Annotated in this window: 25 protein-coding genes, 3 tRNA genes and 1 pseudogene; 17 read left to right on the top strand and 12 right to left on the bottom strand. The window is 73.8% G+C overall.

Going from position 1 to position 25972, the window contains the following annotated elements; genetic code table 11:
- Positions 1-24 precede the first annotated feature (24 nt).
- Both V2J85_RS37440 and V2J85_RS37435 read right to left on the bottom strand, forming a co-directional pair.
- Positions 25-894: a class I SAM-dependent methyltransferase gene (locus tag V2J85_RS37440; protein ID WP_330824067.1), complete on the bottom strand. Its 870-nt coding sequence runs from the start codon at positions 892-894 to the stop codon at positions 25-27.
- 56 nt (positions 895-950) lie between these two features.
- Positions 951-1319 (bottom strand): cupin domain-containing protein, encoded by a 369-nt coding sequence (locus V2J85_RS37435; protein WP_261951614.1) that lies wholly within the window; start codon positions 1317-1319, stop codon positions 951-953.
- A 238-nt stretch (positions 1320-1557) separates the two neighbouring features.
- On the opposite strand from V2J85_RS37435, the gene cutA reads away from it, so the two are divergent.
- Positions 1558-1923, top strand: a complete 366-nt coding sequence (gene cutA / locus V2J85_RS37430; protein WP_410011148.1) for a divalent-cation tolerance protein CutA — start codon at positions 1558-1560, stop codon at positions 1921-1923.
- Between the two features lies 1 nt (position 1924).
- The gene (locus V2J85_RS37425; RefSeq protein ID WP_330824066.1) at positions 1925-2932 is read left to right on the top strand and encodes a trypsin-like serine peptidase; all 1008 of its coding nucleotides are present in this window, start codon (positions 1925-1927) and stop codon (positions 2930-2932) included.
- A gap of 130 nt (positions 2933-3062) precedes the next feature.
- Here the strand turns inward: V2J85_RS37425 and V2J85_RS37420 are convergent, their stop codons facing one another.
- Positions 3063-3746 carry a SanA/YdcF family protein gene (locus V2J85_RS37420; RefSeq protein ID WP_261951616.1) on the bottom strand — a complete coding sequence of 228 codons (684 nt, stop codon included), beginning with the start codon at positions 3744-3746 and terminating at the stop codon, positions 3063-3065.
- A gap of 303 nt (positions 3747-4049) precedes the next feature.
- On the opposite strand from V2J85_RS37420, the pseudogene V2J85_RS37415 reads away from it, so the two are divergent.
- The 8 genes and pseudogenes from V2J85_RS37415 to V2J85_RS37380 all read left to right on the top strand — a co-directional run.
- Positions 4050-4472, top strand: a pseudogene (locus V2J85_RS37415) (gamma-glutamylcyclotransferase family protein); the annotation flags it as partial.
- A gap of 131 nt (positions 4473-4603) precedes the next feature.
- Positions 4604-5668: an adenosine deaminase gene (locus tag V2J85_RS37410; protein WP_330824085.1), complete on the top strand. Its 1065-nt coding sequence runs from the start codon at positions 4604-4606 to the stop codon at positions 5666-5668.
- Positions 5669-5746: 78 nt separating this feature from the next.
- Positions 5747-6682: a sirohydrochlorin chelatase gene (locus tag V2J85_RS37405; RefSeq protein ID WP_261951617.1), complete on the top strand. Its 936-nt coding sequence runs from the start codon at positions 5747-5749 to the stop codon at positions 6680-6682.
- Positions 6679-7992 carry a deoxyguanosinetriphosphate triphosphohydrolase gene (locus V2J85_RS37400; protein WP_261951618.1) on the top strand — a complete coding sequence of 438 codons (1314 nt, stop codon included), beginning with the start codon at positions 6679-6681 and terminating at the stop codon, positions 7990-7992. Before V2J85_RS37405 ends, V2J85_RS37400 begins: the two co-directional genes overlap by 4 nt.
- 259 nt (positions 7993-8251) lie before the next feature.
- Positions 8252-9565 carry an NAD(P)/FAD-dependent oxidoreductase gene (locus tag V2J85_RS37395; RefSeq protein WP_261951619.1) on the top strand — a complete coding sequence of 438 codons (1314 nt, stop codon included), beginning with the start codon at positions 8252-8254 and terminating at the stop codon, positions 9563-9565.
- A 9-nt stretch (positions 9566-9574) separates the two neighbouring features.
- Positions 9575-10606, top strand: coding sequence for a pyridoxal-phosphate dependent enzyme (locus V2J85_RS37390; RefSeq protein WP_330824065.1), 1032 nt, complete (start codon positions 9575-9577; stop codon positions 10604-10606).
- A 156-nt stretch (positions 10607-10762) separates the two neighbouring features.
- The gene (gene dnaG, locus V2J85_RS37385; protein ID WP_330824064.1) at positions 10763-12685 is read left to right on the top strand and encodes a DNA primase; all 1923 of its coding nucleotides are present in this window, start codon (positions 10763-10765) and stop codon (positions 12683-12685) included.
- A gap of 504 nt (positions 12686-13189) precedes the next feature.
- Positions 13190-14620, top strand: a complete 1431-nt coding sequence (locus tag V2J85_RS37380; protein WP_330824084.1) for an RNA polymerase sigma factor — start codon at positions 13190-13192, stop codon at positions 14618-14620.
- A 125-nt stretch (positions 14621-14745) separates the two neighbouring features.
- Here the strand turns inward: V2J85_RS37380 and V2J85_RS37375 are convergent, their stop codons facing one another.
- On the bottom strand, positions 14746-16227 hold the full coding sequence (locus tag V2J85_RS37375) for an FGGY family carbohydrate kinase (protein WP_261951623.1): 1482 nt from the start codon (positions 16225-16227) through the stop codon (positions 14746-14748).
- Positions 16228-16332: 105 nt separating this feature from the next.
- Positions 16333-16632, bottom strand: a complete 300-nt coding sequence (locus tag V2J85_RS37370; RefSeq protein WP_030416956.1) for a hypothetical protein — start codon at positions 16630-16632, stop codon at positions 16333-16335.
- Positions 16633-16852: 220 nt separating this feature from the next.
- Between V2J85_RS37370 and V2J85_RS37365 the strand changes: the two genes are divergently transcribed.
- From V2J85_RS37365 to V2J85_RS37355, 3 genes are all read left to right on the top strand, one after another.
- Positions 16853-16925, top strand: a tRNA-Asn gene (locus V2J85_RS37365).
- Between the two features lie 5 nt (positions 16926-16930).
- Positions 16931-17003 (top strand) — tRNA-Asn (locus tag V2J85_RS37360).
- Between the two features lie 180 nt (positions 17004-17183).
- A tRNA-Ile gene (locus V2J85_RS37355) sits at positions 17184-17257 on the top strand.
- A gap of 198 nt (positions 17258-17455) precedes the next feature.
- Here the strand turns inward: V2J85_RS37355 and V2J85_RS37350 are convergent.
- Positions 17456-18331, bottom strand: a complete 876-nt coding sequence (locus V2J85_RS37350; protein ID WP_330824063.1) for a glycosyltransferase family 2 protein — start codon at positions 18329-18331, stop codon at positions 17456-17458.
- A gap of 303 nt (positions 18332-18634) precedes the next feature.
- Here V2J85_RS37350 and V2J85_RS37345 point away from each other — a divergent pair, with 303 nt between their 5' ends.
- The 4 genes from V2J85_RS37345 to V2J85_RS37330 all read left to right on the top strand — a co-directional run bounded on the left by V2J85_RS37345 (position 18635) and on the right by V2J85_RS37330 (position 21216).
- A complete protein-coding gene (locus tag V2J85_RS37345; RefSeq protein ID WP_330824062.1) occupies positions 18635-18997 on the top strand; it encodes a cupin domain-containing protein in 363 nt (120 codons plus the stop codon).
- Positions 18998-19135: 138 nt separating this feature from the next.
- Positions 19136-19972 carry a maleylpyruvate isomerase N-terminal domain-containing protein gene (locus V2J85_RS37340; protein ID WP_330824061.1) on the top strand — a complete coding sequence of 279 codons (837 nt, stop codon included), beginning with the start codon at positions 19136-19138 and terminating at the stop codon, positions 19970-19972.
- Between the two features lie 66 nt (positions 19973-20038).
- Positions 20039-20608, top strand: a complete 570-nt coding sequence (gene trxA / locus V2J85_RS37335; protein WP_330824060.1) for a thioredoxin — start codon at positions 20039-20041, stop codon at positions 20606-20608.
- A gap of 11 nt (positions 20609-20619) precedes the next feature.
- Positions 20620-21216, top strand: coding sequence for a histidine phosphatase family protein (locus V2J85_RS37330; RefSeq protein WP_261951700.1), 597 nt, complete (start codon positions 20620-20622; stop codon positions 21214-21216).
- A 62-nt stretch (positions 21217-21278) separates the two neighbouring features.
- Here the strand turns inward: V2J85_RS37330 and V2J85_RS37325 are convergent, their stop codons facing one another.
- From V2J85_RS37325 to V2J85_RS37300, 6 genes are all read right to left on the bottom strand, one after another.
- On the bottom strand, positions 21279-22310 hold the full coding sequence (locus tag V2J85_RS37325) for a rod shape-determining protein (protein ID WP_261951701.1): 1032 nt from the start codon (positions 22308-22310) through the stop codon (positions 21279-21281).
- 206 nt (positions 22311-22516) lie between these two features.
- The gene (locus V2J85_RS37320; RefSeq protein WP_261951702.1) at positions 22517-23125 is read right to left on the bottom strand and encodes a hypothetical protein; all 609 of its coding nucleotides are present in this window, start codon (positions 23123-23125) and stop codon (positions 22517-22519) included.
- Positions 23109-23918 carry an FkbM family methyltransferase gene (locus tag V2J85_RS37315; protein WP_261951703.1) on the bottom strand — a complete coding sequence of 270 codons (810 nt, stop codon included), beginning with the start codon at positions 23916-23918 and terminating at the stop codon, positions 23109-23111. The genes V2J85_RS37320 and V2J85_RS37315 overlap by 17 nt, the downstream gene beginning before the upstream one ends.
- Positions 23915-24139: a Trm112 family protein gene (locus V2J85_RS37310; RefSeq protein WP_261951704.1), complete on the bottom strand. Its 225-nt coding sequence runs from the start codon at positions 24137-24139 to the stop codon at positions 23915-23917. The genes V2J85_RS37315 and V2J85_RS37310 overlap by 4 nt, the downstream gene beginning before the upstream one ends.
- 3 nt (positions 24140-24142) lie before the next feature.
- Positions 24143-25120 carry a DMT family transporter gene (locus tag V2J85_RS37305; protein ID WP_330824059.1) on the bottom strand — a complete coding sequence of 326 codons (978 nt, stop codon included), beginning with the start codon at positions 25118-25120 and terminating at the stop codon, positions 24143-24145.
- A 4-nt stretch (positions 25121-25124) separates the two neighbouring features.
- Positions 25125-25865 (bottom strand): class I SAM-dependent methyltransferase, encoded by a 741-nt coding sequence (locus V2J85_RS37300; RefSeq protein ID WP_330824083.1) that lies wholly within the window; start codon positions 25863-25865, stop codon positions 25125-25127.
- Positions 25866-25972 lie beyond the last annotated feature (107 nt).

Genomic DNA, 25972 nt, shown 5'->3' with positions numbered 1-25972 from the left:
CGACGCCGCAGAGGGCGGGGCGGCTCAGAACCGGCAGTGGTACAGCCGCCACGTGTCCCGGACCGCGGGCACCTTGGCCGCGGCCCGGGCGGCCAGCCGGTAGGCGGGCGGCAGTTTCTCGATCCCCGGGAGCTCCAGTGCGCTGACGTCCTCGACGATCTTCAGCCGGGGGCTCAGCGCGGCGATCCCCGCGCGGTCGGTGGCCCAGTGCACCTTCGCGCCGGCCTTCCGGAGCACCCGGCTGAGCCGCTGCGTACGGATGGCGACGCTGCCGAAGACGTCGAAGGCCGCCGCACCGTGCGGCGCGTGGACGATCAGCCGTCGCAGCAGCGCGGTGGCGTCCTCCTCGGTGAGGTACATCAGCAGCCCCTCGGCGACGATCATCGTCGGCCGGGCCGAGGGCACCCGGGCGACCCACGCCGGGTCGGTCACCGACGACGGGACGGCCGTGTAGTCGGCCGCCGGCTCCGGATACAGCTCCCGGCGCAGGTCGATGACCTCGGGGAAGTCGACGTCGAACCAGCGCACTCCGGGCCCCGGGTTCAGCCGGTGGACGCGGGTGTCGAGGCCGCAGCCCAGATGCACCACCACCGCGTCATCGTGCCGGTCCAGGAACCGTGCCGTCCAGCGGTCCAACTGGCGGGCGCGCAGGGCCACCGTGACGGCGTCGCCGGCGCTCAGCCGCATCGCGGCGAAGTCGGATTCGATCCGGCGGAGGGCGTCCAGGGCCATGGTGTCGCCGAGGATCGGGTCGGGGGAGAGGCAGTCGACCGCGCGGGCGTGGAGCGTGGGGAGCAGGGTCTCCTTCTCGCCGGTCAGCCGCACCTTGATGCCCGGCCCGCCGCCGTGGGAGCTGCGCCCGGCGGGACCGTCACTGGACCTGGAACTCGTCATGCTCCACAAGCTACATAAAATTCAGAAAAACGTGAAGTCCGCGAGGGCTCCAGGTCCTATCCCCGCGCCATCCCTACCGTCTCCGCGTCACGGATCCCCTCGCCCTTGAACTCCGTGACGGACGTCAGCAGCACCGCCGAGTCCTCGACGGCCTCCAGCCCGTGCCGCTCCTGCGGGAGCACGGCGATCTGACCCGCTTTCAGCTCGGTGCCGTTGCCCGGCCCGGTCAGCCGGACCCGCCCCTTGAGGACCTGCAGGCTCGCCGCCGGTGGCGCCTGGTGCTCGTCCAACGAGGCCCCGGCGATCAGCGCGATCACGGTCTGCCGCAGCGGACCGTCATGGACGAAGAGATGGGCACTGCGCCCGTGCGCGGAGGCCCTGGCGTCGTCGAGCTGCTGGCGGGTGAGTGCGTCGAGGTCGTCCATGGTGCTGGCCTTTCGATGCGTGCCGGCGGCTGGCTCCCTTCCATCGTTGCCGCTGTACCGGCGGATGCAACCGGGGAATTCGGCCCCGTGCGTCCGGGTGCGTGCCCCTGCGCGGGGCGGCCCGTCAGCTGAGGGATGATCATCCCGGTCCGTACGATGCGGGCAGCGTCCGTTCGTCCCTCACCGGGTGCCCACCATGTGCCCGCACCATGTCCCCCACCATGAAGGATGCGCCACCGTGGCCGATCCCACCGACCCGACCTCCCGCACGGGCGAAGCGCCCGTGTCCACCGAGTTCCTGACCGTCATGACCACCACGGACAGCGCGGAGGCGGCCGAGCGCCTGGCCCGCGGCGCGATCGAGGGCCGGCTCGCCGCCTGCGCCCAGGTCGGCGCCCCGGTGACCTCGGTCTACCGCTGGAACGACGCGGTGGAGACCGCGCGGGAATGGCAGGTCTTGTTCAAGACGTCGCAGGCGCGCTACCCGGAGCTGGAGCGCTACCTCCTGCAGGCGCACGACTACGACACCCCCGAGATCATCGCCACCCCGATCACCCGCGGTGGGGCCGGCTATCTGTCCTGGGTCGCAGAGGAGACGAGCTGACGTGGCGCGACACGCGAAGCGGCGGACCCCGGGCCCGCTGCGCACCCCCCTGCTCACCCGCGGCGGCAAGGCCGTGACGGCGGCCCTCGGCATGGCGTTCTGCCTGACCGCGGCGCCGGCCGTGCACGCGGCCGAGGGCGCCCGGGGCGCCGCGGCCACCGGCGACCTGCCGACCCGGGCCCCCGACGCGCCCTGGAGCAGCCGGGACGCCGCCGCCTACTGGACGCCCGAGCGGATGGCCGCCGCCGCACCGGCCGCGGGCGCGACCGGTTCCGCGTCCGCATCCGCGTCCGCGGCCAAGCCCTCCGCTGCCGCGGCCCAACTCCCCGCCACCGCCCGGCACTTCGACGGCATCCCGACCGTCGGCGTGCTGTTCTCGGTGGACGGCGATGCCCGGGCCCACCACTGCACCGCCAGCGTGGTGCACAGCCCGCACCGCAACCTGATCCTCACCGCGGGGCACTGCAACCCGGGCGACCGTGCCGCGTTCGTCCCGCAGTATCGTTCCGGCGCGCAGACCCAGCCGTACGGGGTGTGGGCGATCGACGAGTCCTTCGCCTATCCGGACCGCGGCACCACCGGCGACAAGTCCGACCTCGACTTCGCCTTCGCCACCGTCGAGCCCGACGCGGACGGCCGCGCCCTGGAGGACGTCACCGGCGGCAACGTCCTCGCCCCGACGCCCGGTTACACCAACGACGTCACCGTCATCGGCTACCCCAACGTCCGCAACGACCCGGAGGACCGGGCGGTGCGCTGCGCCGCCCGCACCTCCCGGCTGACCGGCACCAGCCAACTCCGCATGGAGTGCGGCGGTTTCTACGGCGGCACCTCGGGCAGCCCCTGGCTCGCCGGCTACGACGAGCGGACCGGGACCGGCCGGATCATCGGGCTGATCGGCGGCCTCAACGGCGGCGGCCCCAAGGGCCCGAACAGCGACCGCGTCTCCTACAGCCCCTTCTTCGGGGCGAAGATCCTCAGCCTGTACGCCCGCGCGTCCAAGGCCTGAGACCGGGGCAGGGCCCGGAGGCGGAGGCGCGCGCGGCCCGCCGCAGCGCCTCCGTCACGCCCTGGGGCAGCGCCCCCGCCGGCCTCGACGCAGTGCCTCCGTCGACCTCACCGCAGTGCCCTCGCCGACCTCAGCGCAGTGCCTCCGTCACGCCCTTCTCGCGCGGGCCGAGGAACTGCGGATCGGGCCGCAGCAGCGCGTCGGCCGCCGCCTTCCCGGCCGCGAAGATCTCTCGCACACCGCCGTACGCCCAGGTCACATCGCGCGTGGCGGCGACCCCGACCCCGTAGGAGTCGATCCCGGCCGCCGTGCACAGCGCCAGCGCGCGCCGGATGTGGAAGCCCTGGCTGACCAGCACCGCCCGGTGCACGCCGAAGATCCGGCGGGCCCGGCTGCAGGAGTCCCAGGTGTCGAAGCCCGCATAGTCGTTGACGATCTTCCGGGCCGGGACGCCGTGGTGCAGCAGATAGCCGCGCATGGCGTCCGGTTCGTCGTAGTCGTGGCGGCTGTTGTCACCGGTGACCAGGACGGCCCGGACGGTGCCCCGCCGGTAGAGCGCGGCGGCCGCGTCCAGCCGGTGGGCGAGGTACGGGGACGGTTTGCCGTCCCACAGACCCGCGCCGAAGACGATGGCGACCGGTGCGGCGGGGGCGTCGGCGACGGTCCGGACCCGGGGGCCCGCGGTGGCGTTCAGCCAGGTCGCCGGGGCCAGCGCGAGCACCGTTGCGGCCACCACGGCCTGATAGGCGCGGCGTTGCCCGCGCCGGGTCCGCGGCAGCCGCAGCCGGGACACCCCGCCCCGTATGCGCCGCATCAGCCCTGCCACCGGCCCTCGCATGACCCGCCCCCGTCCCCGTTCCTGTCCGCAAGCGATCGCTTCTGCTCGCGACCGATTGCGTGCGATCGCGTCTGATCGCGACAGTGTTTGCAGGGACCGACGCCCACCGGCCGATGATGGTTGCAGGACCACCTGGCATCGTGGCCGACGACCCACCGCCGACGACATGCCGCCCCGAGGCGCACCGGCGCCCCGAGCCGCGCCGCCGAAGGCGAACGGCCCCGCCGCCGATGCCGAACGGCCCTGGAGAGGACCCCACCACCGGGAGGACCGCGCCCCATGACCACCGAGCCCGAGCGCCTGCCCTTCTTCGTCTACGGAACGCTGCTCCCCGGCCAGGCCAACCACGCCTGGGCGCTCCGCGGCCGGACCGCCCACGAGGAACCGGCCCGGATCACCGGCGCGCTGCTCTACGACGGCCCCGGCTACCCGTACGCGATACCCGGGCCGCCGGACGCGGTGGTGCACGGCGCGCTGGTCCACCCCCGGGCCGCCGACTACGACGGGGTGCGGGCGGTGCTGGACCGGCTGGAGGACTACGCCCCCGGCGACCCGCGGAACCTCTACGAGCGGGTGGTCACCGACGCGGTCCGCCCGGACGGCCGGACCGTACCGGCCTGGGTCTACCTGGCCGCCGCACCGCTCGCCGCCCGCCTGCGCGCGACCGGCACGCCCATAGCGGGCGGCGACTGGCTGGCCGCCCCGCGTCGAGCGCGTCCTCACCCGGTCGGCTCCGGGGCTCCCCACCAGCCGGTGGGCTCCGCGGCTCCCGCGGCTAACCTGGAAGATCCCTCCCGTACCACGGAGGGCCCTTCACCTACCGCAGAACAGGTCTGACCAGCGTGGCTTCCTCCCCGAACCCCTCCACCGACCGGCCGGCCGCCGGGCCGCTGCCCAAGGCGGAACTGCACCTGCACATCGAGGGCACGCTGGAGCCCGGCCTGGCCTTCGCGCTCGCCCGGCGCAACGGCGTGGAGCTGCCCTACGCCACCGAGGACGAGCTGCGCCGCGCCTACTCCTTCGCGGACCTGCAGTCCTTCCTCGACCTGTACTACGCGCTGATGGCCGTGCTGCGCACCGAGGACGACTTCGCGGACCTCGCACACGCCTACCTGGCCCGCGCCAAGGAGCAGGGCGTACGGCACGCCGAGATCTTCTTCGACCCGCAGGCGCACACCGCGCGCGGCGTCGCGATCGGCACGGTGATCGACGGCCTGGCCCGGGCGCTGGACGCCGCCGAGGAGACGTACGGCATCAGCACTCGGCTGATCATGTGCTTCCTGCGGGACGAGAGCGCCGAATCGGCCCTGGCCACCTTCGAGGCGGCCCGCCCGTACCTGCACCGGATCACCGCCGTCGGGCTGGACTCGGCCGAGGTCGGGCATCCGCCGGTGAAGTTCCGGGAGGTCTTCGCGCTGGCGAAGGAGGCCGGGCTCAAGTGCGTGGCGCACGCGGGCGAGGAGGGCCCGCCGGCGTACGTCTGGGAGGCCCTGGACGTCCTCGGCGTCGACCGGATCGACCACGGGGTGCGCTCCATGGAGGACGAGCGGCTGGTCGCCCGCCTGGTGGCGGACCAGGTGCCGCTCACGGTCTGCCCGCTGTCGTACCTCCGCCTGCGGGTGGTCGACGACCTCGCGGACCACCCGCTGCCGGCGATGCTGGACGCCGGGCTGCTGGTGACCGTCAACTCCGATGACCCGGCGTACTTCGGCGGCTACGCGGACGACAACTTCACCGCCGTCCGCGACGCCCTCGGCCTCGACGGGGCGACGCTGCGCAGGCTCGCCCGCAACTCCTTCCGCGCGTCCTTCCTGGACGAGCCGACCCGCGAGCGCTACCTGAAGGAGATCGACGCCCACGAGGCGGCCGCCGGGCAGGACGGCGCACACGGGGCGTAGCGCCGGCGGAAGCCGTACGGAACACGGAGTTCCCCGCGGGGAAACCGCAGCGCAACGCCCGGCTGCCAGGCTCGGATCATGACGGTGCCGATACCGCAGCCCTCCGCCTCCGCCTCCCCCGCGCCGCTCGGCGCGGGGGACCTCGCCGCCGAGATCACCGCCGAGCTCAGCAGCCGGCTCCGCACGGTCCGGCTGCACGGCTTCCGCCCACCGCGCCCGGCCGCCCCCACCCTCGTCGCCGTCGCGCACGGCAGCCGGGACCCGCGCGCCCTGCCGGCCGTCCGTGCGCTCCTCGACCGCGTCCGTGCGCTCCGCCCCGGCCTCCCGGTACGGCTCGGGCACATCGAGCTCAACCAGCCGCTGCTGGCCGACACCCTCGCGGACCTCCGCGGCGACGCCGTCCTCGTCCCGCTGCTCTTCGGCCACGGCTACCACGTCACCCACGACCTGCCCGCCGCGCTCGCGGCCGCACCCCACCTGACCGGCCGGATCGCCGCTCCGCTCGGCCCGCACCCGCTCCTCGCCGAGGCGCTGCACGGCCGGCTGCTGGAGGCCGGTGCCGCCGCCGGCCTCGGGAGCACCGCCGTGATCCTGGCCGCCGCCGGCTCCCGGGCCGCCCGCTCCGCCCGGGACACCGAGCGCACCGCCCGCCTCCTCTCCGCCCGCCTCGGCGGCCTCCCGGTCGTCCCCGCCTACGCCCACCCGTCTCCCGCCACCACCCCGGAACGAGACGCTTCGCGTCACCCCTCTCGGACGGCCGCCGCCCCGACCGTCGCCGAAGCCGTCCGGACGCTGACCGCCGACGGCCACGAGCGGATCGCGCTGGCCGGCTGCTTCACCGCCCCCGGCCGCTTCGCCACCCAGTGCGCGGCCGCCGCCCCCGGCGTCGCCGCCGCGCCCCTGGGGGACCACCCCGCGCTGGCCCGCCTCGTACTGCACCGCTACGACCAGGCGCTCCTCACCCGCACCGGATCCGGCCCCGAGAGCATCAGGGCGGCTACCGTCGCTGTATGACGGGCACACGACCGACCATCACCGGCTACACCGCGGCCGATACCGAACGCTGGGTCCCCGAGCCCGACAAACGCCCGGGACGCACCGCCTTCCAGCGCGACCGGGCCCGGGTGCTGCACTCCGCGGCGCTGCGCAGACTGGCCGGCAAGACCCAGGTCGTCACCCCGGGCACGCTCACCCACGCCTGGGACGCCAGCCCGCGCACCCGGTTGACCCACTCCCTGGAGTGCGCCCAGGTCGGCCGGGAACTCGGCGCCGCCCTCGGCTGCGACCCCGACCTGGTCGAGACCGCCTGCCTGGCTCACGATCTCGGCCACCCGCCCTTCGGGCACAACGGCGAACAGGCCCTCAACGAAGTCGCCGCGCCCTGCGGCGGCTTCGAGGGCAACGCCCAGTCGCTGCGGCTGCTGGCCCGTCTGGAGCCCAAGCGGTTCGTGCCCGCACCGGACGGCTCGGCGCTCAGCGTCGGCCTCAACCTCACCCGCGCCGCGCTCGACGCCGCCACCAAGTACCCCTGGCCGCGCGGCGCGCACCCCACCGACCCGGACTCCCCGAAGTTCGGGGTCTACGAGGACGACCAGCCGGTCTTCGCCTGGTTCCGGCAGGACGCGCCCGACGCGGCGCGCAGCTTCGAGGCGCAGGTCATGGACTGGTCCGACGACGTGGCGTATTCGGTGCACGACGTCGAGGACGGGCTGCACGCCGGGCACCTCGACCCCAACGTCCTGCTCGCCGACGCCGAGCGCGCCGAGATCTTCGCGGTCGCCGCCGAGCGCTACGCCCCGGGCGCCGGACCGGAGGAACTGGCCGCGGCGCTGGACCGCCTGCTGGAGCAGGAGTGGTGGCCGCACGGCTACGACGGCAGCGCGCTCGCCCAGGCCCGCCTCAAGGACGCCACCAGCCAACTGATCGGCCGCTTCTGCCTCGCCGCGGAGGGCGCGACGCGCGCCCGGTGGGGGAGCGGCCGGCTCACCCGGTACGCCGCGGAGCTGGTGGTTCCGGCCGAAACCCGGCTGGAATGCGCCGTTTTGAAAGCGGTCGCCGACCGGTACGTGATGCAGCGCCCGGACCAGGAAGCACTCCGCGCGGACCAGCGCGTGGTCATCGCCGAACTGGCCGAGGCACTGCTCGCCCGCGCCCCGGACGGCCTTGATCCGCAGTTCCGTTCGCTGTTCGAGGCGGCCCCCGACGACACCGCCCGGATGCGGGCCGTCATCGACCAGATCGCGGCCTTGACGGACACGACGGCCCGCTCCCTGCACGCCCGTCTCACCCGACGGCCCGGTAACGCGCGGGGCAACCCAGGGTGACCCTAGGGGGGAAGCCCCTCTTCCCCCCTCACCCTCCGTGCGGGACGCTCGAACCCGACCGTTTTCGAACGGCCCACACGGAGAACCCCGCCAACACCGCACACATCTACAGGGGAAAGCACACCGGGACAGCGCATCGGGACAGCACACCCGGTCAGCACACGGGGGAAGGCACACCGGAAAAACCACACCGGGGGCACATCGGGGGCGTTTACGGACGCGGACGCGGACGTACGGCACCGCAACGAGGAGGAAGCAAGTGGTCGACGCACACCAGACGTTCGTCATCGTCGGGGGTGGCCTGGCCGGGGCGAAGGCCGCGGAGACGCTCCGCTCCGAGGGCTTCACCGGCCGGGTGATCCTCATCTGTGACGAGCGCGACCACCCGTACGAGCGCCCGCCGCTCTCCAAGGGGTACCTGCTCGGCAAGGAGGAGCGCGACAGCGTCTTCATCCACGAGCCCGCCTGGTACGCCCAGGCACACATCGAGCTCCACCTGGGCCAGCCCGCCGTCCACCTGGACCCGGCCGGCCGGACCGTCCGCCTGGGGGACGGCACCCTGATCGCCTACGACAAGCTGCTGCTGGCCACCGGCGCCGAACCGCGCCGCCTGGACATCCCCGGCACCGGCCTGGCCGGCGTGCACCACCTGCGCCGCCTCGCCCACGCCGAACGGCTCCGCGGCGTCCTGGCCTCCCTCGGCCGGGAGAGCTCGGCACCCGGAGACACAGAAGAGAGCCGAGGCGGAGCGAAGCGGAGCGGGCAACTGGTCATCGCGGGCGCCGGCTGGATCGGCCTGGAGGTCGCCGCCGCGGCCCGCTCCTACGGCGCCGAGGTCACCGTCGTCGAACCCGCGCCCACCGCCCTGCACGGCATCCTCGGCCCCGAACTCGGCGCCCTCTTCACCGACCTGCACCGCGAACACGGCGTCCGCTTCCACTTCGGCGCCCGCCTCACCGAAATCGTCGGCCAGGACGGCATGGTCCTCGCCGTCCGCACCGACGACGGCGAGGAACACCCCGCCCACGACGTGCTCGCCGCGATCGGCGCCGCCCCGCGCACCGCCCTCGCCGAACAGGCCGGCCTCGACCTCGCCGAGCCCGGTACCGGCGGCGGCATCGCCGTCGACGCGGCGCTGCGCACCTCCGACCCGTACGTCTACGCCGCCGGTGACGTCGCCGCCGCCGACCACCCCCTCCTCGACACCCGCATCCGGGTCGAGCACTGGGCCAACGCCCTCAACGGCGGCCCGGCCGCCGCCCGCGCCATGCTCGGCCAGGACATCAGCTACGACCGCGTCCCGTACTTCTTCTCCGACCAGTACGACGTCGGAATGGAGTACTCCGGCTACGCCCCGCCCGGCTCGTACGCCCAGGTCGTCTGCCGCGGCGACGTCGCCAAGCGGGAGTTCGTGGCCTTCTGGCTCGCCGCCGACGGCCGGCTGCTGGCGGGCATGAACGTCAATGTCTGGGACGTCGCCGACACCATCCAGCAACTCATCCGCAGCGGCGCCCCGTTGGAGCCCGCAGCGCTGGCCGATCCGGATGTTCCGCTCGCCTCGCTGCTCCCGTAGCGTGCGTATATGACGCAGAGCCCCAGCGGCCCCAGCGGCCACCCCCGCCCCGCCGGCCCCGGCACCGGCGCCCCGGACACCGTCACCCTCGACGACGTCCGGGACGCCGCCCGGCGGCTGGCGGGCGTGGCCCACCGCACGCCCGTCCTGCGCTCCCGCACCCTCGACGCGCTGGCCGGCACCGAGGCCCACCTCAAGTGCGAGAACTTCCAGCGCATCGGCGCCTTCAAGTTCCGCGGCGCCTACTACGCCCTCTCCCGGCTCGCCCCCGAACAGCTCGCCCGGGGAGTGGTCGCCTACTCCTCCGGCAACCACGCCCAGGCCGTCGCCCTCGCGGCCCGCGAGCTGGGCAGCCACGCCGTCATCGTGATGCCCGAGGACTCCCCGCGCTCCAAGACGGACGCCACCGCCGGCTACGGCGCCGAGATCGTCCGCTACGACCGCTACACCGGCGACCGCGCCGCCCTCGCCCAGCAGCTCGCCGAGGACCGCGGACTGGCCCTGATCCCGCCGTACGAGCACCCGCACATCATCGCCGGCCAGGGCACCGCCGCCCTGGAACTGCTGGAGGAGACCGGTCCGCTCGACGTGCTGCTGGTGCCCGTCGGAGGCGGCGGCCTGATGGCCGGCTCGGCCACCGCCGCCACCGCCCTCGCCCCCGGCATCCGCATGATCGGCGTCGAGCCGGAGGCCGGCGACGACACCCGGCGCTCACTGGCCGCCGGCCACCCCGTCACCATCCCCGTCCCGCGCACCATCGCCGACGGCCAGGCCGTCGACACCCCCGGCGCCCTGACCTTCGCGATCAACCGGCGCCTCATCGACTCGGTGGTCCTGGTCAGCGACGACGAGATCCGCGCGGCCATGGCGTTCGCCTTCGAACGGCTCAAGATCGTCACCGAGCCCAGCGGCGCCAGCGCCCTGGCCGCCCTCCTCACCGGCCGGGCCGGCCCGCTCCCGCCCCGCACCGGCGTGATCATCTCCGGCGGCAACATCGGCCTCGACCGGTTCCTGGCGGTGATGGCGGGCGCCGGCGGATGAGGGCCTTCCGCGCGGACCCGGCCGGGCCCGACCCGACCTGGCCGGCCCGACCCGGCAGGGATGACCTGGGCCGATGCCCGCCACCGCGCGCCCGGGCCGCCCGGCCCCGACGCGCACCCGGCCGGGACTGTCCGACCCCGGCCGTAGAATTCACGCGTGGCAGGCAGGATCAACGATGACGATGTGAAGGCGGTACGGGACGCGGTCCCGATCGACGCCGTCGTGTCCGAGTACCTCCAGCTCCGCAACGCCGGCGGCGGCAACCTCAAGGGCCTCTGCCCCTTCCACGACGAGAAGTCCCCGTCCTTCCACGTCAGCCCCGCCAAGGGCCTGTACCACTGCTTCGGCTGCCAGGAGGGCGGCGACACCGTCGACTTCATCATGAAGATCGACCACCTCTCCTTCGCCGAGACCATCGAGCGCCTCGCCTCCCAGGCCGGCATCACCCTGCGCTACGAAGAGGGCGGCTACACCCCCGGCCGCCAGCAGGGCGAGCGCACCCGCCTGGTGGAGGCCCACAAGGCCGCCGCCCAGTTCTACGTCGAACAGCTCGACAGCCCCGAGGCCGAGATCGGCCGCCGGTTCCTCGCCGAGCGCGGCTTCGACCAGGCCGCCGCCCAGCACTTCGGCGTCGGCTACAGCCCGGCCGGCTGGGACCACCTCACCCGCTTCCTGCGCGGCCGCGGCTTCAGCGACAAGGAGCTGATCGTCTCCGGCCTCTCCCAGGACAGCCGCAGCGGCAAGCCCATCGACCGCTTCCGCGGCCGCCTGATGTGGCCGATCCGCGACATCGCCGGCGAGGTCGTCGGCTTCGGCGCCCGCAAGCTCCGCGACGACGACAACGGCCCCAAGTACCTCAACACCCCCGAGACCCCCCTCTACCGCAAGTCCCAGGTCCTCTACGGCATCGACCTCGCGAAGAAGGAGATCGCCAAGGGCAACCGCGCCGTGGTCGTCGAGGGCTACACCGACGTCATGGCCTGCCACCTGGCCGGCGTCACCACCGCCATCGCCACCTGCGGCACGTCCTTCGGCGAGGGCCACATCAAGATCCTCCGCCGGCTGCTGATGGACAACTCCGGCTCCGAGGTCGTCTTCACCTTCGACGGCGACGCCGCGGGCCAGAAGGCCGCCCTGCGCGCCTTCGAGGACGACCAGAAGTTCGCCGCGCAGACCTCCATCGCCATCACCCCCGGCGGCATGGACCCCTGCGACCTGCGGCTCAACAAGGGCGACGACGCCGTCGCCGACCTCGTCGAGTCCCGTACGCCGCTCTTCGAGTTCGCGCTGCGGCACGTCGTCTCCCGGCACAACCTCGACACCGCCGTCGGCCGGGCCGCCGCGCTCGACGAGGCAGCGCCCATCGTCGCCCACATCAAGAACAGCTCCATCCAGCACGAGAGCGCCGTCCAGCTCGCCGGCATGCTCGGCATCCTGGACACCCAGTTCGTGGTCAAGCGGGTCGCCCAGCTCGCCCGCTGGGCCCGCGAACGCGGCCGCGACGGCACCGGCCCCGACCAGGGCCGCCGGCCCCGCCCCGGCGCCGCCCCGGCCGCCGCCGAGCCGCCGCACCCGGCCGTCCCGCGCGGCCCGGCCCTCAACCTCCGCAGCCCCGCCCACCGCGTCGAACGCGAACTCCTCAAGCTCGCCCTGCAGCGCCCCGACCTGGTCTCCCCGGCCTTCGACGCCTACGGCGCCGACGAGTTCACCGCGCCGCCCTACGCCGTGGTCCGCCAGTGCATCGAGGAGGCCGGCGGCGCCACGGCCGGCGCCGCCGACAACGGCTACGTCGCCCGGGTGCGCGAGGCCGCCCCCGACGACACCGTCCGCGCGATGGTCACCGAGCTCACCGTCGAGCCCCTGCACACCCGCCGCGACCCCGACGAGGCCTACGCCGGCGTCCAGTTGGTCGCGGTCCGCCTCGCCGCCGTCAACCAACGCGTCACCGAAATCCGCGGCACCCTCCAGCGCCTCGGCCCCCGCGCCGACCCCGACCACCTGGCCGCCGTCCAGAACGAACTCTGGGTCCTCCAGCAATACGGCCAATCCCTCCGCGAACGCGGCTACGCGGCACTGTAGGAGGCGGCTGGGAGGCTGCCGCGGCCAGGCGGTTGACGCGCGGCTAGGCGGCTGACGCGCGGCCGGGCGGTTGACGCGCCTACGCACTGCGCGGCTGCGAGGCTCCGTGCCCCCGCGCGACCGCGGCTCCGTGCCTGCGAGGCTCCGTGCCTGCGCGACCGCGGCTCCTCAACTTCGCGCGGCCGTGCCGGAATACCTCACCACCCCGCCACGTTGTGGCCCCGCAGGGGGCCCTCGCGACCCCTACGGGAGGCGTTCGACCGCCCCCTAGCTAGGGCCCCCGCCCCCCCACCGCGTCCCCGACCGCGCCCCCCAACACCCCCCGCCACCCCGCCCCTCCCCGCCACCCCGACGCCCTCCCCGCCACCCCGTAACACCCCGCGGTAGCCGTCCGGTCACGGACCGGACTCAAAAAGTGGTCGCACGCCCCTCGTGGCGGGAGTGTGTCGTACTCCACACTGAGGAGCGGTGCCTGAGTCCTCGGAGCGCGGCGGGTCCGGTCGTATGCCACCGGAAACCCCCGCGGAACCGCTCTTGACGTACGGGACGGACGGCGGCTCGGCCGCAACCGTACCCGGCCTTTCTGCCGCCACAGCAGCGATCACCCTGGAGGTCGCCCCCGTGCAGACCCAGACCCTCGCCGACGCGCCGGCCGCCGCCCCGCAGCTCCCGCCACCCGTCGCGCCACCAGCCGCGGAGCCGGTCGCCGGGCCGCTGCTCGATCCGTCCGACGAGCCCCTCACGGTCCCGCAGCAGGCCGAACCCCCGGCCGCCGAAATGCTCCTGACCCTCGCCCCGGACGTCCTCGGCCCCGGCCCCACCCCCGACCCGGAGCACGGACCGGCCCTCCCCACCGGGCGGGCAGTAGACGTAGAAACAGGCGCAGAAACAGACGCAGGAGCGGCAGCGGAAACCGACCAGGCAGCGGAAACCGACCCGGAAGCGGAAGCGGAAGCCGCACCGGAACCCGAGTCGGAGCCCGAGCCCGAGCCCGGCCCCGCGCCCCGTGCCGACACCAGCAGCGGCCCCTCCTCCGACCTCTTCCGCCAGTACCTCCGCGAGATCGGCCGGATCCCGCTGCTCACCGCCGCCGAGGAGGTCGAACTCGCCCGCCGCGTCGAGGCCGGCCTGTTCGCCGAGGAGAAGCTCACCAACACCCCCGACCTGTCCTCCCAACTCGCCTACGACCTCGACCAGTTGGTGGTCCTCGGCCGGATGGCCAAACGCCGGCTCATCGAGGCCAACCTCCGCCTGGTGGTCTCCGTCGCCAAGCGCTACGTCGGCCGCGGCCTGACCATGCTCGACCTCGTCCAGGAGGGCAACCTCGGGCTGATCCGCGCCGTCGAGAAGTTCGACTACGCCCGCGGCTACAAGTTCTCCACCTACGCCACCTGGTGGATCCGCCAGGCGATGTCCCGCGCCCTCGCCGACCAGGCCAGAACCATCCGCGTCCCGGTCCACGTCGTCGAGCTGATCAACCGCGTGGTGCGGGTCCAGCGCCGGATGCTCCAGGAACGCGGCTACGAACCGACGCCCGAGGAGGTCGCCGCCCACCTCGACCTGACCGGGGAACGCGTCAGCGAGGTGCTCCGGCTGGCCCAGGAACCGGTCTCGCTGCACGCCCCGGTCGGCGAGGAGGAGGACGTCGCGCTCGGCGACCTCATCGAGGACGGCGACGCCGCCTCACCCGTCGAGTCCGCCGCGTTCCTGCTGCTCCGAGAGCACCTCGACGCGGTCCTCTCCACCCTCGGCGAACGCGAACGCAAGGTCGTCCAGCTCCGCTACGGCCTGGCCGACGGCCGCCCCCGCACGCTGGAGGAGATCGGCCGGATCTTCGGCGTCACCCGCGAACGGATACGGCAGATCGAGTCCAAGACCCTCAACAAACTCCGCGACCACGCCTTCGCCGACCAGCTCCGCGGCTACCTGGACTGAGCCACACCCGACTGAGCCACACCCGACGGAGCCACCCCGACCGCGCACGGCCCCGGACCGGCACCACCACGGTGCGCCCGCGGCCCGCGCGCCGGTACGGCCCGCGCGCCGCGCACGCCTCCCGCTCACCCCTCCCGCTGGAACGCCCCCGGATGGGCCTCGTCCCGTACCGCCGCGTACTGCTGACGCACGGCCTGGCCGACCGGCAGTTCCTCGCCCGGTTCGAAGACCTGGCTCGCGGCGGCCGGCCACTGCGGCGGATCGATCCAGGCGGACCCGCCGCCCGGCGCGGCCGGTGCCCCGGCGGCCGGCGTGAGCGTGCCGTGCGCCACCCCCCACGCCCAGGCCGCCTGCCGCGCCGCGCCCAGCGCCGCGTACTCGGCCGGCTGCGGCACCACGACCTGCACCCCGAACAGTGCCGGCGCGACCGTCTGCACCGCCGCCAGCTCCGCCGCCGCACCCAGCAGGAACACCCGGCGCACCGCCACGCCCCGCCCGCGCAGCACGTCCAGCGCGTCGGCGAGCCCGCAGAGCATGCCCTCGACGGCGGCCCGCGCCAGATGCTCCGGCTTCATCGACTCGCGCCGCATCCCGTGCAACGACCCGGCGGTGTGCGGCAGATGAGGCGTCCGCTCGCCCTCCAGATAGGGCAGCAGCACCATGCCGTACGCACCGGGCGACGACTTCAGCGCCAGGTCGGACAGGCCCTGGAGGTCCGTCCCCAGCATCTCCGCGGCGCCCCGCAGCACCCGCACCGCGTTGCTGGTGTGCACCACCGGCAGATGCCGTCCGGTGGCGTCGGCGAACGAGGTGATCGTGCCGCTCGGGTCGACCAGCGCCTCGTGATGGATGCCGAACACCGACCCCGAGGCGCCCAGCGACATCACGGCGTCGCCCTCGCCGACGCCCAGTCCGAACGCGGCCGCCATGGTCTCGCCCGTACCGGCCGAGATCAGCAGCCCCTCCGGGGTGAACCCGGCGGTCCCGGACGGACCCAGCACCTCCGGCAGCCGCACCTGATGGCCCAGCGACAGCTCGACCAGATCCGGCCGGTACGAGGCGGTCTCCGCCGACCAGTACCCGGTGCCCGAGGCCGCGCCCCGGTCCGTGGTCCGCCGCGCCGGCCGCCCCAGCAGCTGCCACACCAGCCAGTCGTGCGGCTGCATGACCTCCGTGATCCGGGCCGCGTGCTCCGGCTCGCTACGCGCCAGCCAGCGCAGCTTGGTCACCGGGTGCGCGGCCTGCGGCACCGCCCCGACGGCCTGCGCCCAGGCGGTGCGGCCGCCCAGCGAGTCCAGCAGGTCGGCCGCGGCGCTCTGGGCCCGCTTGTCGTTGCCGACCAGCGCCGGCCGGACGAGGTTGCCGTCGGCGTCCAGCGGCAGCAGCCCGTGCTGCTGCGCCGCGACCCCGATGGCCTGCACGCCCTCCAGCAGCCCGTTCCCCGCCGCCTCCCCGAGTGACATCAGCCACGCCTGCGGGTCGACGTCCGGTCCCTTCTCGACCGGGTGCGGGGCATACCCCTGCCTGATGACGGCGCCCGTGTCCGCGTCGCAGACGACGATCCGTGTGCTCTCGGACGAACTGTCCAATCCGGCGACTATCCCCATGGCCCCAGATGATGCCCCATGGGACGCATAGGGAAAGAGTCAGGGTTTGCCCCCGGCGACCGCCGCCCGCCGTCCGCCTCGGATGCCGCCGGGCCCGCCCCTATTTCAGGTGTTGCTGGTTCCCCACTCGTCCTCGTCGGCGGAACGCTGCTCCCGCAGGGAGCGCACCCGGTCGCTCACGGACGCCGGAAGCCGGTCCTCGACCTTGGCCGAGACCTTCCCGAACGCCTTGGCCGCCGCGTCCCGCCCGGTCAGCGCCACCGACTCGGCGCTGTTACGGACGGCCGGGTTCTGTGTGACCCGCTGGGCGGCCTTGCGGAGCTGCTCGTACCGTTCCCGGCCGGCCCGTGCGCCGAGCACGTACCCCGTGGCCAGTCCCGCGATGAAAGTGAGCCGGTAGCGCATCGCTCCACCTTTCCCTGTGTTCGGTCCCGTCCGATGCCGGTACGCACCGGGATGCCGGGCTGTGCCGCGCGCCTACCCTCCGGGGCCGGAGATCACCCGAGGTGACCTGAGGCGATACCGATTGGCGGAGCACCCCCCTGCTTGCGCTAATGTATGTGTCGCAGCGAGCGCCCGCCGTCCGGAGGCCCGGACAGCGACGCATTCGAGGCACACGGAGCAATCCCCTGTAGCTCAATTGGCAGAGCAGCCGGCTGTTAACCGGCAGGTTACTGGTTCGAGTCCAGTCGGGGGAGCTCAATCCCCTGTAGCTCAATTGGCAGAGCATTCGGCTGTTAACCGGAGGGTTACTGGTTCGAGTCCAGTCGGGGGAGCAGATCGAGGAAGGGTCCCGGACGGGGCCCTTTTTCGTGTGCCGTGGAACCGAAACCCCGGTGATCGAAGTCCTCTTGGGCATGCGTGGTCGCGGAACGGCAGCCCTCACGGGCAGCAGATCGTATGAGCGGCTATGCTGCGGCAGACGGCGCGCACAAATGTGCGCGACGCGCCGCGAGGGGGCGGTAGCTCAGCCGGTTAGAGCAGCGGACTCATAATCCGTCGGCCGTGGGTTCGAGTCCCACCCGCCCCACCGCAGCCTGTTGGAGCAGGACAGAGCGCTCCGGGCGACGCACGGCAGGAAGGGTCCTCACGTTCATTGTGAGGACCCTTTTTCGTTGCCGGCGGTCTTGTGCGGCGGTGCGGCGTGTCGGCGGATTCGGCGCGGCGTGGTCGTGATGCGGCACGGTGCGGTGAGGGCGAGTGGTCGCCCCGATGGCCGCGGTGGGCGTCAGATGATCGGGGGGCGGCCGAGGCGGGTCATGCGCCAGACCGTGCGCCAGCGCATCGGGCGGCGTGGGCCGCAGGGGGTGCGGACGCCTTCGGTGAAGCCGGCGGCCCAGGCCCGTAGACCGGCGGCCGAGCGGCTGCGGACGGCCGTCAGTGCGGCCCATACGCCGAGGTAGACCGGCACCAGCAGGGCCGGGAGGTGGCGCTTGGCGAGCCAGACGCGGTTGCGGGCGACCATGCGGTGGTAGACCGCGTGCCGGGTGGGGGAGGTGTACGGGTGCTGGAGCACGAGCTCCGGGGCGTAGCGGATGTGCCAGCCGTCGTCCAGGGCCCGCCAGGCGAGGTCGGTCTCCTCGTGCGCGTAGAAGAAGTCGTCCGGCCAGCCGCCGATGCGGTCGAGCATGGGCAGCGAGAGGGAGTGTCCGCCGCCGAGGAAGGTGGTGACCAGGCCGCCGCGCGCGGGGTCGCCGACCCGTAGGCGGGGGACGTGCCGGCGCTGGGTACGGCCCCGCTCGTCGGCGATGCGGAAGCTGACGATGCCCAACTGCGGGTCGGCGGCGTGCAGTTCGGCGAGTCGGCGGAAGACGTCGGGGCTGATCAGCAGGCCGTCGTCGTCGAGGTCGACCACCAGGTCGACGTCCCCGAGCTTGCGCAGTTCGTCCAGGGCCACGTTTCTGCCGCCGGACACGCCGAGGTTCTCGCTCAGCTCGATCCCCACGGCGCCGTGCGGCAGGGGCGGCAGCGGCGAGCCGTTCCCGACCACCACGACGTGGGCCGGCGCGAGGTCCTGCTTGGCGACCGAATCCAGCAGGGCCCGGAGTTCGGCGGGGCGGTTTCCCATGGTGAGGATGGCGACGCCTACGCGCAGAGGGGGCACGGGCGGAGACTCCGTTCTCGGCGGTCCCCCGGAGTGTCCGGAGCGTGGGGTCCCGGTGATCCGCGGTGGTTCCGACGGGTCGTTCCGGGGGTTCCGGTGGGCGTTCCGGGGCGGTTCCGGTGGGACGTTCTGGGGCGTTCTGGTGGGGCGTTCCGGGCGAATCGTTCCGGATGCTAGCCGTCGGGCGGGGCGGCTGCGGGCCACGGCACCGGTACGGCGACATTTCGTCCGGGAGAGGGCGGGCGCACGATGGAAGGGGTGGGGAAAACCGGGAACGACAGGGGGTGGAGGGAGGCAGTCCTCATGATGGAGGTCAAGCCGATCGACAAGCCCGATGAGCGGCGGGACTTTCCCCGGGGCCACCTGGAGGCCCTGCATCTGACCGGCCTGGACTTCGCGGTGGCGACGTTCGAGCCGGGCTGGCGCTGGTCGGAGTCGGTGGCCCCGATCGCCGGGACCGACAGCTGCGAGGTCCACCACAACGGCTTCGTGGTCCAGGGACGGCTGCGCGTACGGATGAACGACGGCGCGGAGACCGAGGTGGGGCCCGGCGACGTCTTCGTCTGCCCGGCCGGTCATGACGCCTGGGTGGTCGGCGACGAACAGGTCGTGGTGTACGACTTCGCGGGCGGTATGGCGAAGGACTATGCGAAGGAGAGTGGGTGAGGCGCCGGACCGCTGAAGTGGTGGCCGTCGGGGGCTCGCTGCGCGTGATCGCCTGACCTGGTTCCCCCTTCTATCGCAATGCGGCATTCTGTTTTCACCTATCGGAATGCTTGGGGAGGCTGGGTCAGGCATATGGCCATGCGTGGGAGCAGGAGCGGCGACGGCGGGCGTGCGGCGGGGGACTCCGGGATGACGCGGGAGGAGTTGCGCGGGGCACTCGATGCGTCCATGGCGCGGCTGGCCGGCACCGTCGCGGGGCTGACCGACCAGCAGGTCGGCGGGGCGACGCTGATCCCGCCGTGGACCCGGGGGCATGTGCTGACCCATCTCGCGCGGGCCACCGACAGTCTTTGCCGGCTGCTGGAGGGCGCGCGTACGGGTACGGCGATTCCGCAGTACCCGAGCATGGCGGCCCGCGCGGCGGAGATCGAGGCCGGGGCGGCCCGCCCGGTTGCCGCGCTGGCGGAGGACCTGGCGGGGAGCGCGGAACGGTTCGCGGCGGCCCTCCGGGCGCTGCCCGAAGCGGCGTGGCAGGCGCGGGTGCGGATGCGTACGGGGGAGACGCGGACGCCGGCCGGCCTGATGGAGACCCGACTGCGCGAACTGGAGATCCACCACGCGGACCTGGACGCCGGCTACACCTTCGCGGACATCCCGGCGGCCACGGTGCGCTGGATCCTGGACGACATCGTCGCGGCCCTCGCCCGCCGGGAAGCGGATGCGGAGAAGGCTGCGGAAACGGGTGCGGAAACGGGCGCGGGTGGGGACGGTGCGGGGCGGGTGGCGGCGGTGCGGATCGAGGCGACGGACGCGGACTTCGCCCGTGCCATCGGGAGCGGTGACGGTGCCGGTGGCCCGGTCGTGCTGGGCCGATCGGCTGATCTCTTGGCCTGGCTGACGGGGCGCAGCCCGGCCGGGGCGGGGCTGGCCACATCCGGCGGAGCGGACGTGCCCTCGCCGCCGTATTGGATATGAGGCCGCCGCGCACGGGGAGGACGGGCGCCGGCGTGTGTCTTCCCACGTGGATCGGGATGTCTAGGAATGCTGTCGGTGGGCAGGGGAGCGGGGCGGTCCGGCGTACGGATGCGCCGCGGCGTACCGAATGCGCCGCGGAGTACGGAAACGTCACGGCGTACGGAATACCTGGCGGGGCGAACCCGTTTCCGCAGCCGGAGACCGTGCGAACAGCAGCACATCCTCGACAGAAGCAGGGAATACATGAGCACCGTTGAGCTCACCAAGGAAAACTTCGACGAGATCGTCTCCGGGAACGATTTCGTCCTGATCGACTTCTGGGCCGAGTGGTGCGGCCCCTGCAAGCAGTTCGGCCCGGTCTTCGAGCGCTCCTCGGAGAAGCACGACGACCTGATCTTCGCCAAGGTCGACACGGAGGCGCAGCCCGAGCTCGCGCAGGCCTTCCAGATCCAGTCCATCCCGACGGTGATGATCGTCCGGGACAACATCGCGGTGTTCGCCCAGCCGGGCGCGCTGCCCGAGGCGGCGCTGGAGGACGTGATCGGCCAGGCCCGTGCGCTGGACATGGACGAGGTCCGGGCGTCGGTCGCCGAGGCCCAGAAGAGCGAGCAGGCGCAGGGCGGGGCGGCCCAGTAGGCTCTGGGCTCGTGAGCGAGCTACTTCTGGTCCGGCACGGCGAAACCGAGTGGAGCCGGGACGGCCGGCACACCAGTTGGACCGATCTGCCGCTGACCGCCGTCGGCGAGGAGCAGGCCCGCGCACTGCGGCCGCTGCTGTCGGGCCGGAAGATCGCGCAGGTCCACGCCAGCCCGATGGTGCGGGCACTGCGCACCGCCGAGCTGGCGGGCCTCCCGCAGCCGCAGATCGACCCCGACCTGCGGGAATGGGACTACGGCGGTTACGAGGGCGTCGCCACCTCCGACATCCACCGCGACCGGCCCGGCTGGTACCTCTTCTCCGACGGTGTCGTCCCCGGCCCCGACGGGCATCCCGGTGAGTCGCCCGAGCAGATCGGGGCGCGCGCCGACCGCGTGCTGGACCGGCTCGACCCGGAGCTGCGGGCCGGCCGGGGCGATGTGGTGCTGGTGGCGCACGCGCACTTCCTGCGGGTGCTGGCCGCCCGCCGGCTCGGGCTGCCGGCCGCCGCGGGCGGGCTGTTCACGTTCGAGACGGGCGCGGTCGGCGTCCTGGGGACGGAGCACGACCGCCCGGCCGTGGTGGCGTGGAACACTCGTCATCCGTAACGGAACACCCGTCAGGGGACCCGGGTGTCGCCGCGCCCCTGCGGCGCCATCGGGTCCAGCTCCTACGGCGCCATCGGGTCCAGGTGCAGCGGCTGCACCTTGCCCTCGATCATCGCGCCCAGCCCCATCACCGCGCAGGTGTCGGGACGGTCCGCGGTGTGCACCGGCATCGAGGTGGCCTGATGGATCATCGGCTCCAGCCCCGGGATCAGCGCGCTGCCGCCGGCGAGCACGATGCCGCGCTCGCCGAGGTCGGCGACCAGGTCGGGCGGGCAGCGGCGCAGCACGGCACTGATCCCGTCGAGGATCGCGGTCAGCGGCGTGGTGATGGCGTCCCGTACCCGCTCGGTGTCGATGTGCACCGAGCGCGCCATACCGCTGACCACGTCCCGGCCGTGCACCTCGGTGGAGCCGGGGGTGAGCTCGTCGCCACCGGTGAGGATCAGATGCAGCGGGCGTACGGACTGGCCCGCCAGCATCAGTTCGTGGTGCAGACGCAGGTGCTGGACCACCGCGTGGTCGATGGCGTTGCCGCCCACCGGCACGGTCTCCGCGGCCACGATCGAGCCGAGCGAGAGCACCGCGACCTGCGTCGTCCCCGCACCGCACACCACGATCATGGTCGCCTCCGGCTGCTCCACCGGCAGCCCGGAGCCGACCGCGGCGGCCACCAGGGTGTCGACCAGTTCCACCCGGCGCGCGCCCAGCCCGGTGAGCGTCTCGACCGCGGCCCGCTGCGCCAGCGGCTCGCTCCCGTACGGCAGGCAGACCGCGGCCCGCATCGTGGGCCGGCGGCGCCAGGACTTGCGCAACTTGTCGCCGACCAGGGTGCGCAGCAGCCGCTGGGCCATGTCGATGTCGACGACGGTGCCGCCGGAGACCGGGCGCACCACGCGGATGTAGTCCGGGGTGCGGCCGTCCATCACCTCCGCCTGTGCGCCGACGGCCAGCAGCGCACCGGTACGGGTGTTGATGGCGGCGACGGTCGGTTCATCGACCACCAGCCCCTGGTTCTTCACGTACACCCGGGTCCGGGCCGCACCGAGGTCGACGGCGGCCGAGCAGCGCCGCAGTTGGGCGAGGCTGATGGTCATGGGTGATTCCTCCCCGGTGGGCCGGTATGGACGAAAGCGCTCGTACGGCCCGTTCACCGGACCGCTGATACGGCCCGTGCACACGGACCGCTCGTGCGCCATCCTCCGAGCGCCCGCACAACTCCGCCCGCCGAGAGCGTCCGGTCGGGGGACGGGCGGGGGCGGAACGGGGCGAACGGGTGACCGCGGGCGGGTGCGCGGTCCGCTCAGTCGACCCGCCGCTGGTACAGCCCCCAGGTGAATTCCGCGACGAGATCCTGGGGCGTGCCGTCGGGCCCCGGGGCCTTGCAGGCCAGGCGCCAGCGGGTCGGGGCGCTGCCCTCCATCGGGCGGGCCGGAGGGAACGCGCGGGCCACCTCGTCGACCGTGCACGACCACGGAGCCAGGTCCGCGGTCGTGCGCAACTCGGGGGCGGCGGCTCCCGGTGCGCGGACGAGCCAGGCGTTCCAGACGGTGCCCCGGGCGGCGGTGAGCACCTCGAACCGCAGATCGGGCCAGAGCGGGACCGGCCAGAGCAGCGCCTCGCAGGTCAGATCGCCGATCCGGCGGGGGGCGACGGACTCGGGGGCGCCCAGCAGCGCCCGGTACGGTTGGACGCCGCCGGCCCGCGGGGCGTGCATCCGCGCCTGCCAGCGGCGGTTGGCCTCCCGCATCTGCGCCCGCGAGGCCCCCAGCTCCCGCAGCGCGTCCTCGACCAGGCCGGGGTGGTGGTCGGCCATCCGGCGCAGCAGCACGAGCTGGAACGCGAGTGGTCCGGGCAGGTCGGAGGGGGTGCCGGAGCCGGCGGGCGGGTCATTGTCAGTGGTGGGGTTCATGATGGACATGGTCGTGGACGACGGGGGCCGCGGGGGGTCCGGGGCGCTCGCCGTCCGGAAGGAACAGCACGGAATTGACGTAGCGGCGGTGCGGGGCGAGGGAGCGCCTCAGCAGGCCGTGTTCGGCGACGTGGGAGGTGCGGGACTGATGGGCGGACAGATCGAAGTCGGCCAGTGGCAGCCAGCGGTCGTGCGGCAGGACCCAGCCGCGATAGCCGCGCGCCGCCGTCCAGTCCAGCACGGGCCGGAGCGGCTGGATGCGGGACTCCAACTCCACGAACAGCGCCGGGAGTTCCCGTTCGACGGTGCGCGCGGCGCCGCGCAGCACCGCCAGTTCGGCACCGTCCACGTCGATCTTGATGAGCGTCACGGACGCCAGGCCGAGCGCGTCCAGCGGCAGACAGGGCACGTCGAGGGCGGCCGTGTGCAGATCACGGCGGACGAGCGAGGAGACCCCGCGGTCGCCGCGGCCGTCCGGGGGCAGCCAGAGGGTGGCGCAGCCCGCGTGGTCGGTGGCCGCGGCGGAGAACACCTCGACATGAGGGGGCGTCACGGACGCCAGCAGACGGGCCAGATGGGGCACCGGCTCGAAGGTGACGACCCGGTCCGCGCGCCGGGCCAGCCGCCGGGTCCAGGGGCCGTACCACCCACCGACGTCGACGGCCGTACCGCCCGGCGGGCAGAAATCGCCGAGGCGCCGCAGCTCCGGCTCGAAGCGTGGATAGAGCCCGGCGGCCAGCGCCGACACCAGCCGGGCCGGCAGCCGGGGTCCCAGCCGCGCGGCCAGCGTCACGGCCGCCGGTCCTGGTCCGTGAGGCGGCGCAGCAGACGGGTGTGTTCGGCGTCGGTGACCTGCTCGCCGGAGGAGGGGAGGAGCTGGGGGATGCCGTCGAGGATCGGATAGCGGCGGCGCAGCCGGGGGTTGTAGAGGACGTCCTCGGGGGTGAGGAGGGCGAGCGGGCCCTTGTCCAGGGGGCAGACGAGGATCTTGAGCAGCGGGTCATCGGGCTTCATGGGTCAACTCCGAGGGGTGTGCGGGAGGTTGGTACGGAGCGCCGGGCTCGGGGGCTCGGGGGACGTAGGTACGAGGGCCTCGGGGGCCCGGGGGACGGGAGGTGCGTCGTGACGCGGGAGTGCGAGCAGGACGGTCACCGCGACGGCGGTGCCGCCCAGCCGCAGCGCCAGCCGTAGCGGATCGGCGGGCAGCGGCTCGCCGAAGGCGACGGTGCCGCAGACGACGGTGAAGACACAGGTGACGGTGGTGCAGACGGGGACGATCACCGAGGCGCGGCAGCGCTGCAGCGCGGTCTGGGACAGCACCAGACCGGCCGCACCGGTGAAGAGCAGGAGGTAGGGGTACGGCGAACGGAACAGCTGCCCGGCGGCGGCCGGGACGTCATGCGTGGTGAGCAGGCCGGAGACGCCCTTGATGGCCAGTGAGCTGACGCCGTAGAGCAGGCCGACGGCCACCCCGTAGGGGACGCCGGCGGTCGGCAGGCGGTGGCGGCGCCGGGCCCGCCGTTCCGCCGAGCGGTAGAGCAGCAGCCCGGCGGCCAGTGACGGGACGGCGATGACCAGCAGTGTCGCCGGCGGGGCGATGCGGGCGACGGCCCGGGCGTCCTCGCCGCGGAGGGAGGCGACGACCAGGACGAGCGCGACGAGGATCGCCACGATGCTCTGCCGCTCCCGGCCACTGGTCCGCTCGCCGAGCACGACCGAGGAGAGGAGCAGCAACAGCACCAGGCCCGACACGAAGATGCCCTGCGCGGCGGCGAGCGGCAGGGTGCGGTAGACGGCCAGCTGGGCGGCGAACCCGGCGGCCAGCGCGAGCGAACCGCCCAGCCACAGCGGACTGGACAGGAGGTGACCGACGACCCGGGCGGGCTGCCGGGTGCTCAGCGCGGGCAGCGCCGACAGCGCCCGCTTCTCCAGCACGAAACCGGTGCTGTACAGGACGTTGGCGAGCAGCGCGGACGCCACGCCCCACCACGGCATCGACCTACTCCCTTCTCCGGCGGGCATGGGCGAGCAGGATCGAGGCCAGCGACGGGAGGTGGCACGCGGCCCGGTCGAGGGGGCGCAGCGGGCGCGGTACGTCGTGGTACGGCGCACCGGCGATCCGTACGACCTCGAAGCCGGACGCGGCCAGGAAGCCGCGGAGCGCGCGGGCGGTGTAGAGGCGCAGATGGCCGACGACCTGGGTGCCGGGCCGGCCGTGGATCCGGCGCATGCTCACCTCGGAGAAGACGGGCTGGACACCGGCGAGCAGCAGCCCGCGGTTGTACCAGGCGGCGAGATTGGGGGTGGAGAGCAGCAGATGGCCGCCGGGGCGCAGCACCCGGTGCAGCTCGTCCAGGGCGGCATCGGGGTCGACGAGGTGCTCGACGACCTCGCTGAAGAGGACGGCGTCGGCGGAGCCGGTCGCGAACGGCAGCCCGCCGTCGGTGAGTTCGCCGCGTACGACATACGGAATACGGGCCTGGGCGCGGCGCAGCGCGTCCTGCGACCAGTCGACGCCGATGAGGCGGTGACCGGCCAGGACCTCCGCCGCGGTGGCGGCCGCGGTGCCGTCGCCGCAGCCGATGTCCAGCACGGTCGCGCCCGGCGCCCCGGCCCGTACGGGGCCCCGGGCGCGCGCCAGCAGCCGCGCCTGCCGCCGGCTGCGCCCGGCCCCGGACGCCACCGGCACGGCGGGATCTTCGTAGAAGTCCCGCAGCGTCGCCGCCGCGGCCGGGCTCACCGGGCACCGCCCTCGGCCGGGGGCACGGGGGGCGGCGAGACCGGTGGGGATGGGGCCGGCGGTCGCGCGGCGGGTGGCGGAGGTGGTGGTGGCGGGGTGGGTGGGCT

The sequence above is a fragment of the Streptomyces bugieae genome, from assembly GCF_036352915.1.
In the GTDB taxonomy this organism is placed as follows: domain Bacteria; phylum Actinomycetota; class Actinomycetes; order Streptomycetales; family Streptomycetaceae; genus Streptomyces; species Streptomyces endophytica.
This window is presented reverse-complemented; position numbering and strand designations above follow the sequence as displayed.

Coding starts and splice junctions, on each gene's coding strand:
- V2J85_RS37440 (WP_330824067.1), bottom strand. CDS start 894: ATGACGAGTTCCAGGTCCAGTGACGGTCCCGCCGGGCGCAGCTCCCAC.
- V2J85_RS37435 (WP_261951614.1), bottom strand. CDS start 1,319: ATGGACGACCTCGACGCACTCACCCGCCAGCAGCTCGACGACGCCAGG.
- V2J85_RS37420 (WP_261951616.1), bottom strand. CDS start 3,746: ATGCGGCGCATACGGGGCGGGGTGTCCCGGCTGCGGCTGCCGCGGACC.
- V2J85_RS37405 (WP_261951617.1), top strand. CDS start 5,747: ATGACGGTGCCGATACCGCAGCCCTCCGCCTCCGCCTCCCCCGCGCCG.
- V2J85_RS37400 (WP_261951618.1), top strand. CDS start 6,679: ATGACGGGCACACGACCGACCATCACCGGCTACACCGCGGCCGATACC.
- V2J85_RS37390 (WP_330824065.1), top strand. CDS start 9,575: ATGACGCAGAGCCCCAGCGGCCCCAGCGGCCACCCCCGCCCCGCCGGC.
- V2J85_RS37380 (WP_330824084.1), top strand. CDS start 13,190: ATGCCACCGGAAACCCCCGCGGAACCGCTCTTGACGTACGGGACGGAC.
- V2J85_RS37375 (WP_261951623.1), bottom strand. CDS start 16,227: ATGGGGATAGTCGCCGGATTGGACAGTTCGTCCGAGAGCACACGGATC.
- V2J85_RS37370 (WP_030416956.1), bottom strand. CDS start 16,632: ATGCGCTACCGGCTCACTTTCATCGCGGGACTGGCCACGGGGTACGTG.
- V2J85_RS37345 (WP_330824062.1), top strand. CDS start 18,635: ATGATGGAGGTCAAGCCGATCGACAAGCCCGATGAGCGGCGGGACTTT.
- V2J85_RS37340 (WP_330824061.1), top strand. CDS start 19,136: ATGCGTGGGAGCAGGAGCGGCGACGGCGGGCGTGCGGCGGGGGACTCC.
- trxA (WP_330824060.1), top strand. CDS start 20,039: ATGCTGTCGGTGGGCAGGGGAGCGGGGCGGTCCGGCGTACGGATGCGC.
- V2J85_RS37325 (WP_261951701.1), bottom strand. CDS start 22,310: ATGACCATCAGCCTCGCCCAACTGCGGCGCTGCTCGGCCGCCGTCGAC.
- V2J85_RS37320 (WP_261951702.1), bottom strand. CDS start 23,125: ATGAACCCCACCACTGACAATGACCCGCCCGCCGGCTCCGGCACCCCC.
- V2J85_RS37310 (WP_261951704.1), bottom strand. CDS start 24,139: ATGAAGCCCGATGACCCGCTGCTCAAGATCCTCGTCTGCCCCCTGGAC.
- V2J85_RS37305 (WP_330824059.1), bottom strand. CDS start 25,120: ATGCCGTGGTGGGGCGTGGCGTCCGCGCTGCTCGCCAACGTCCTGTAC.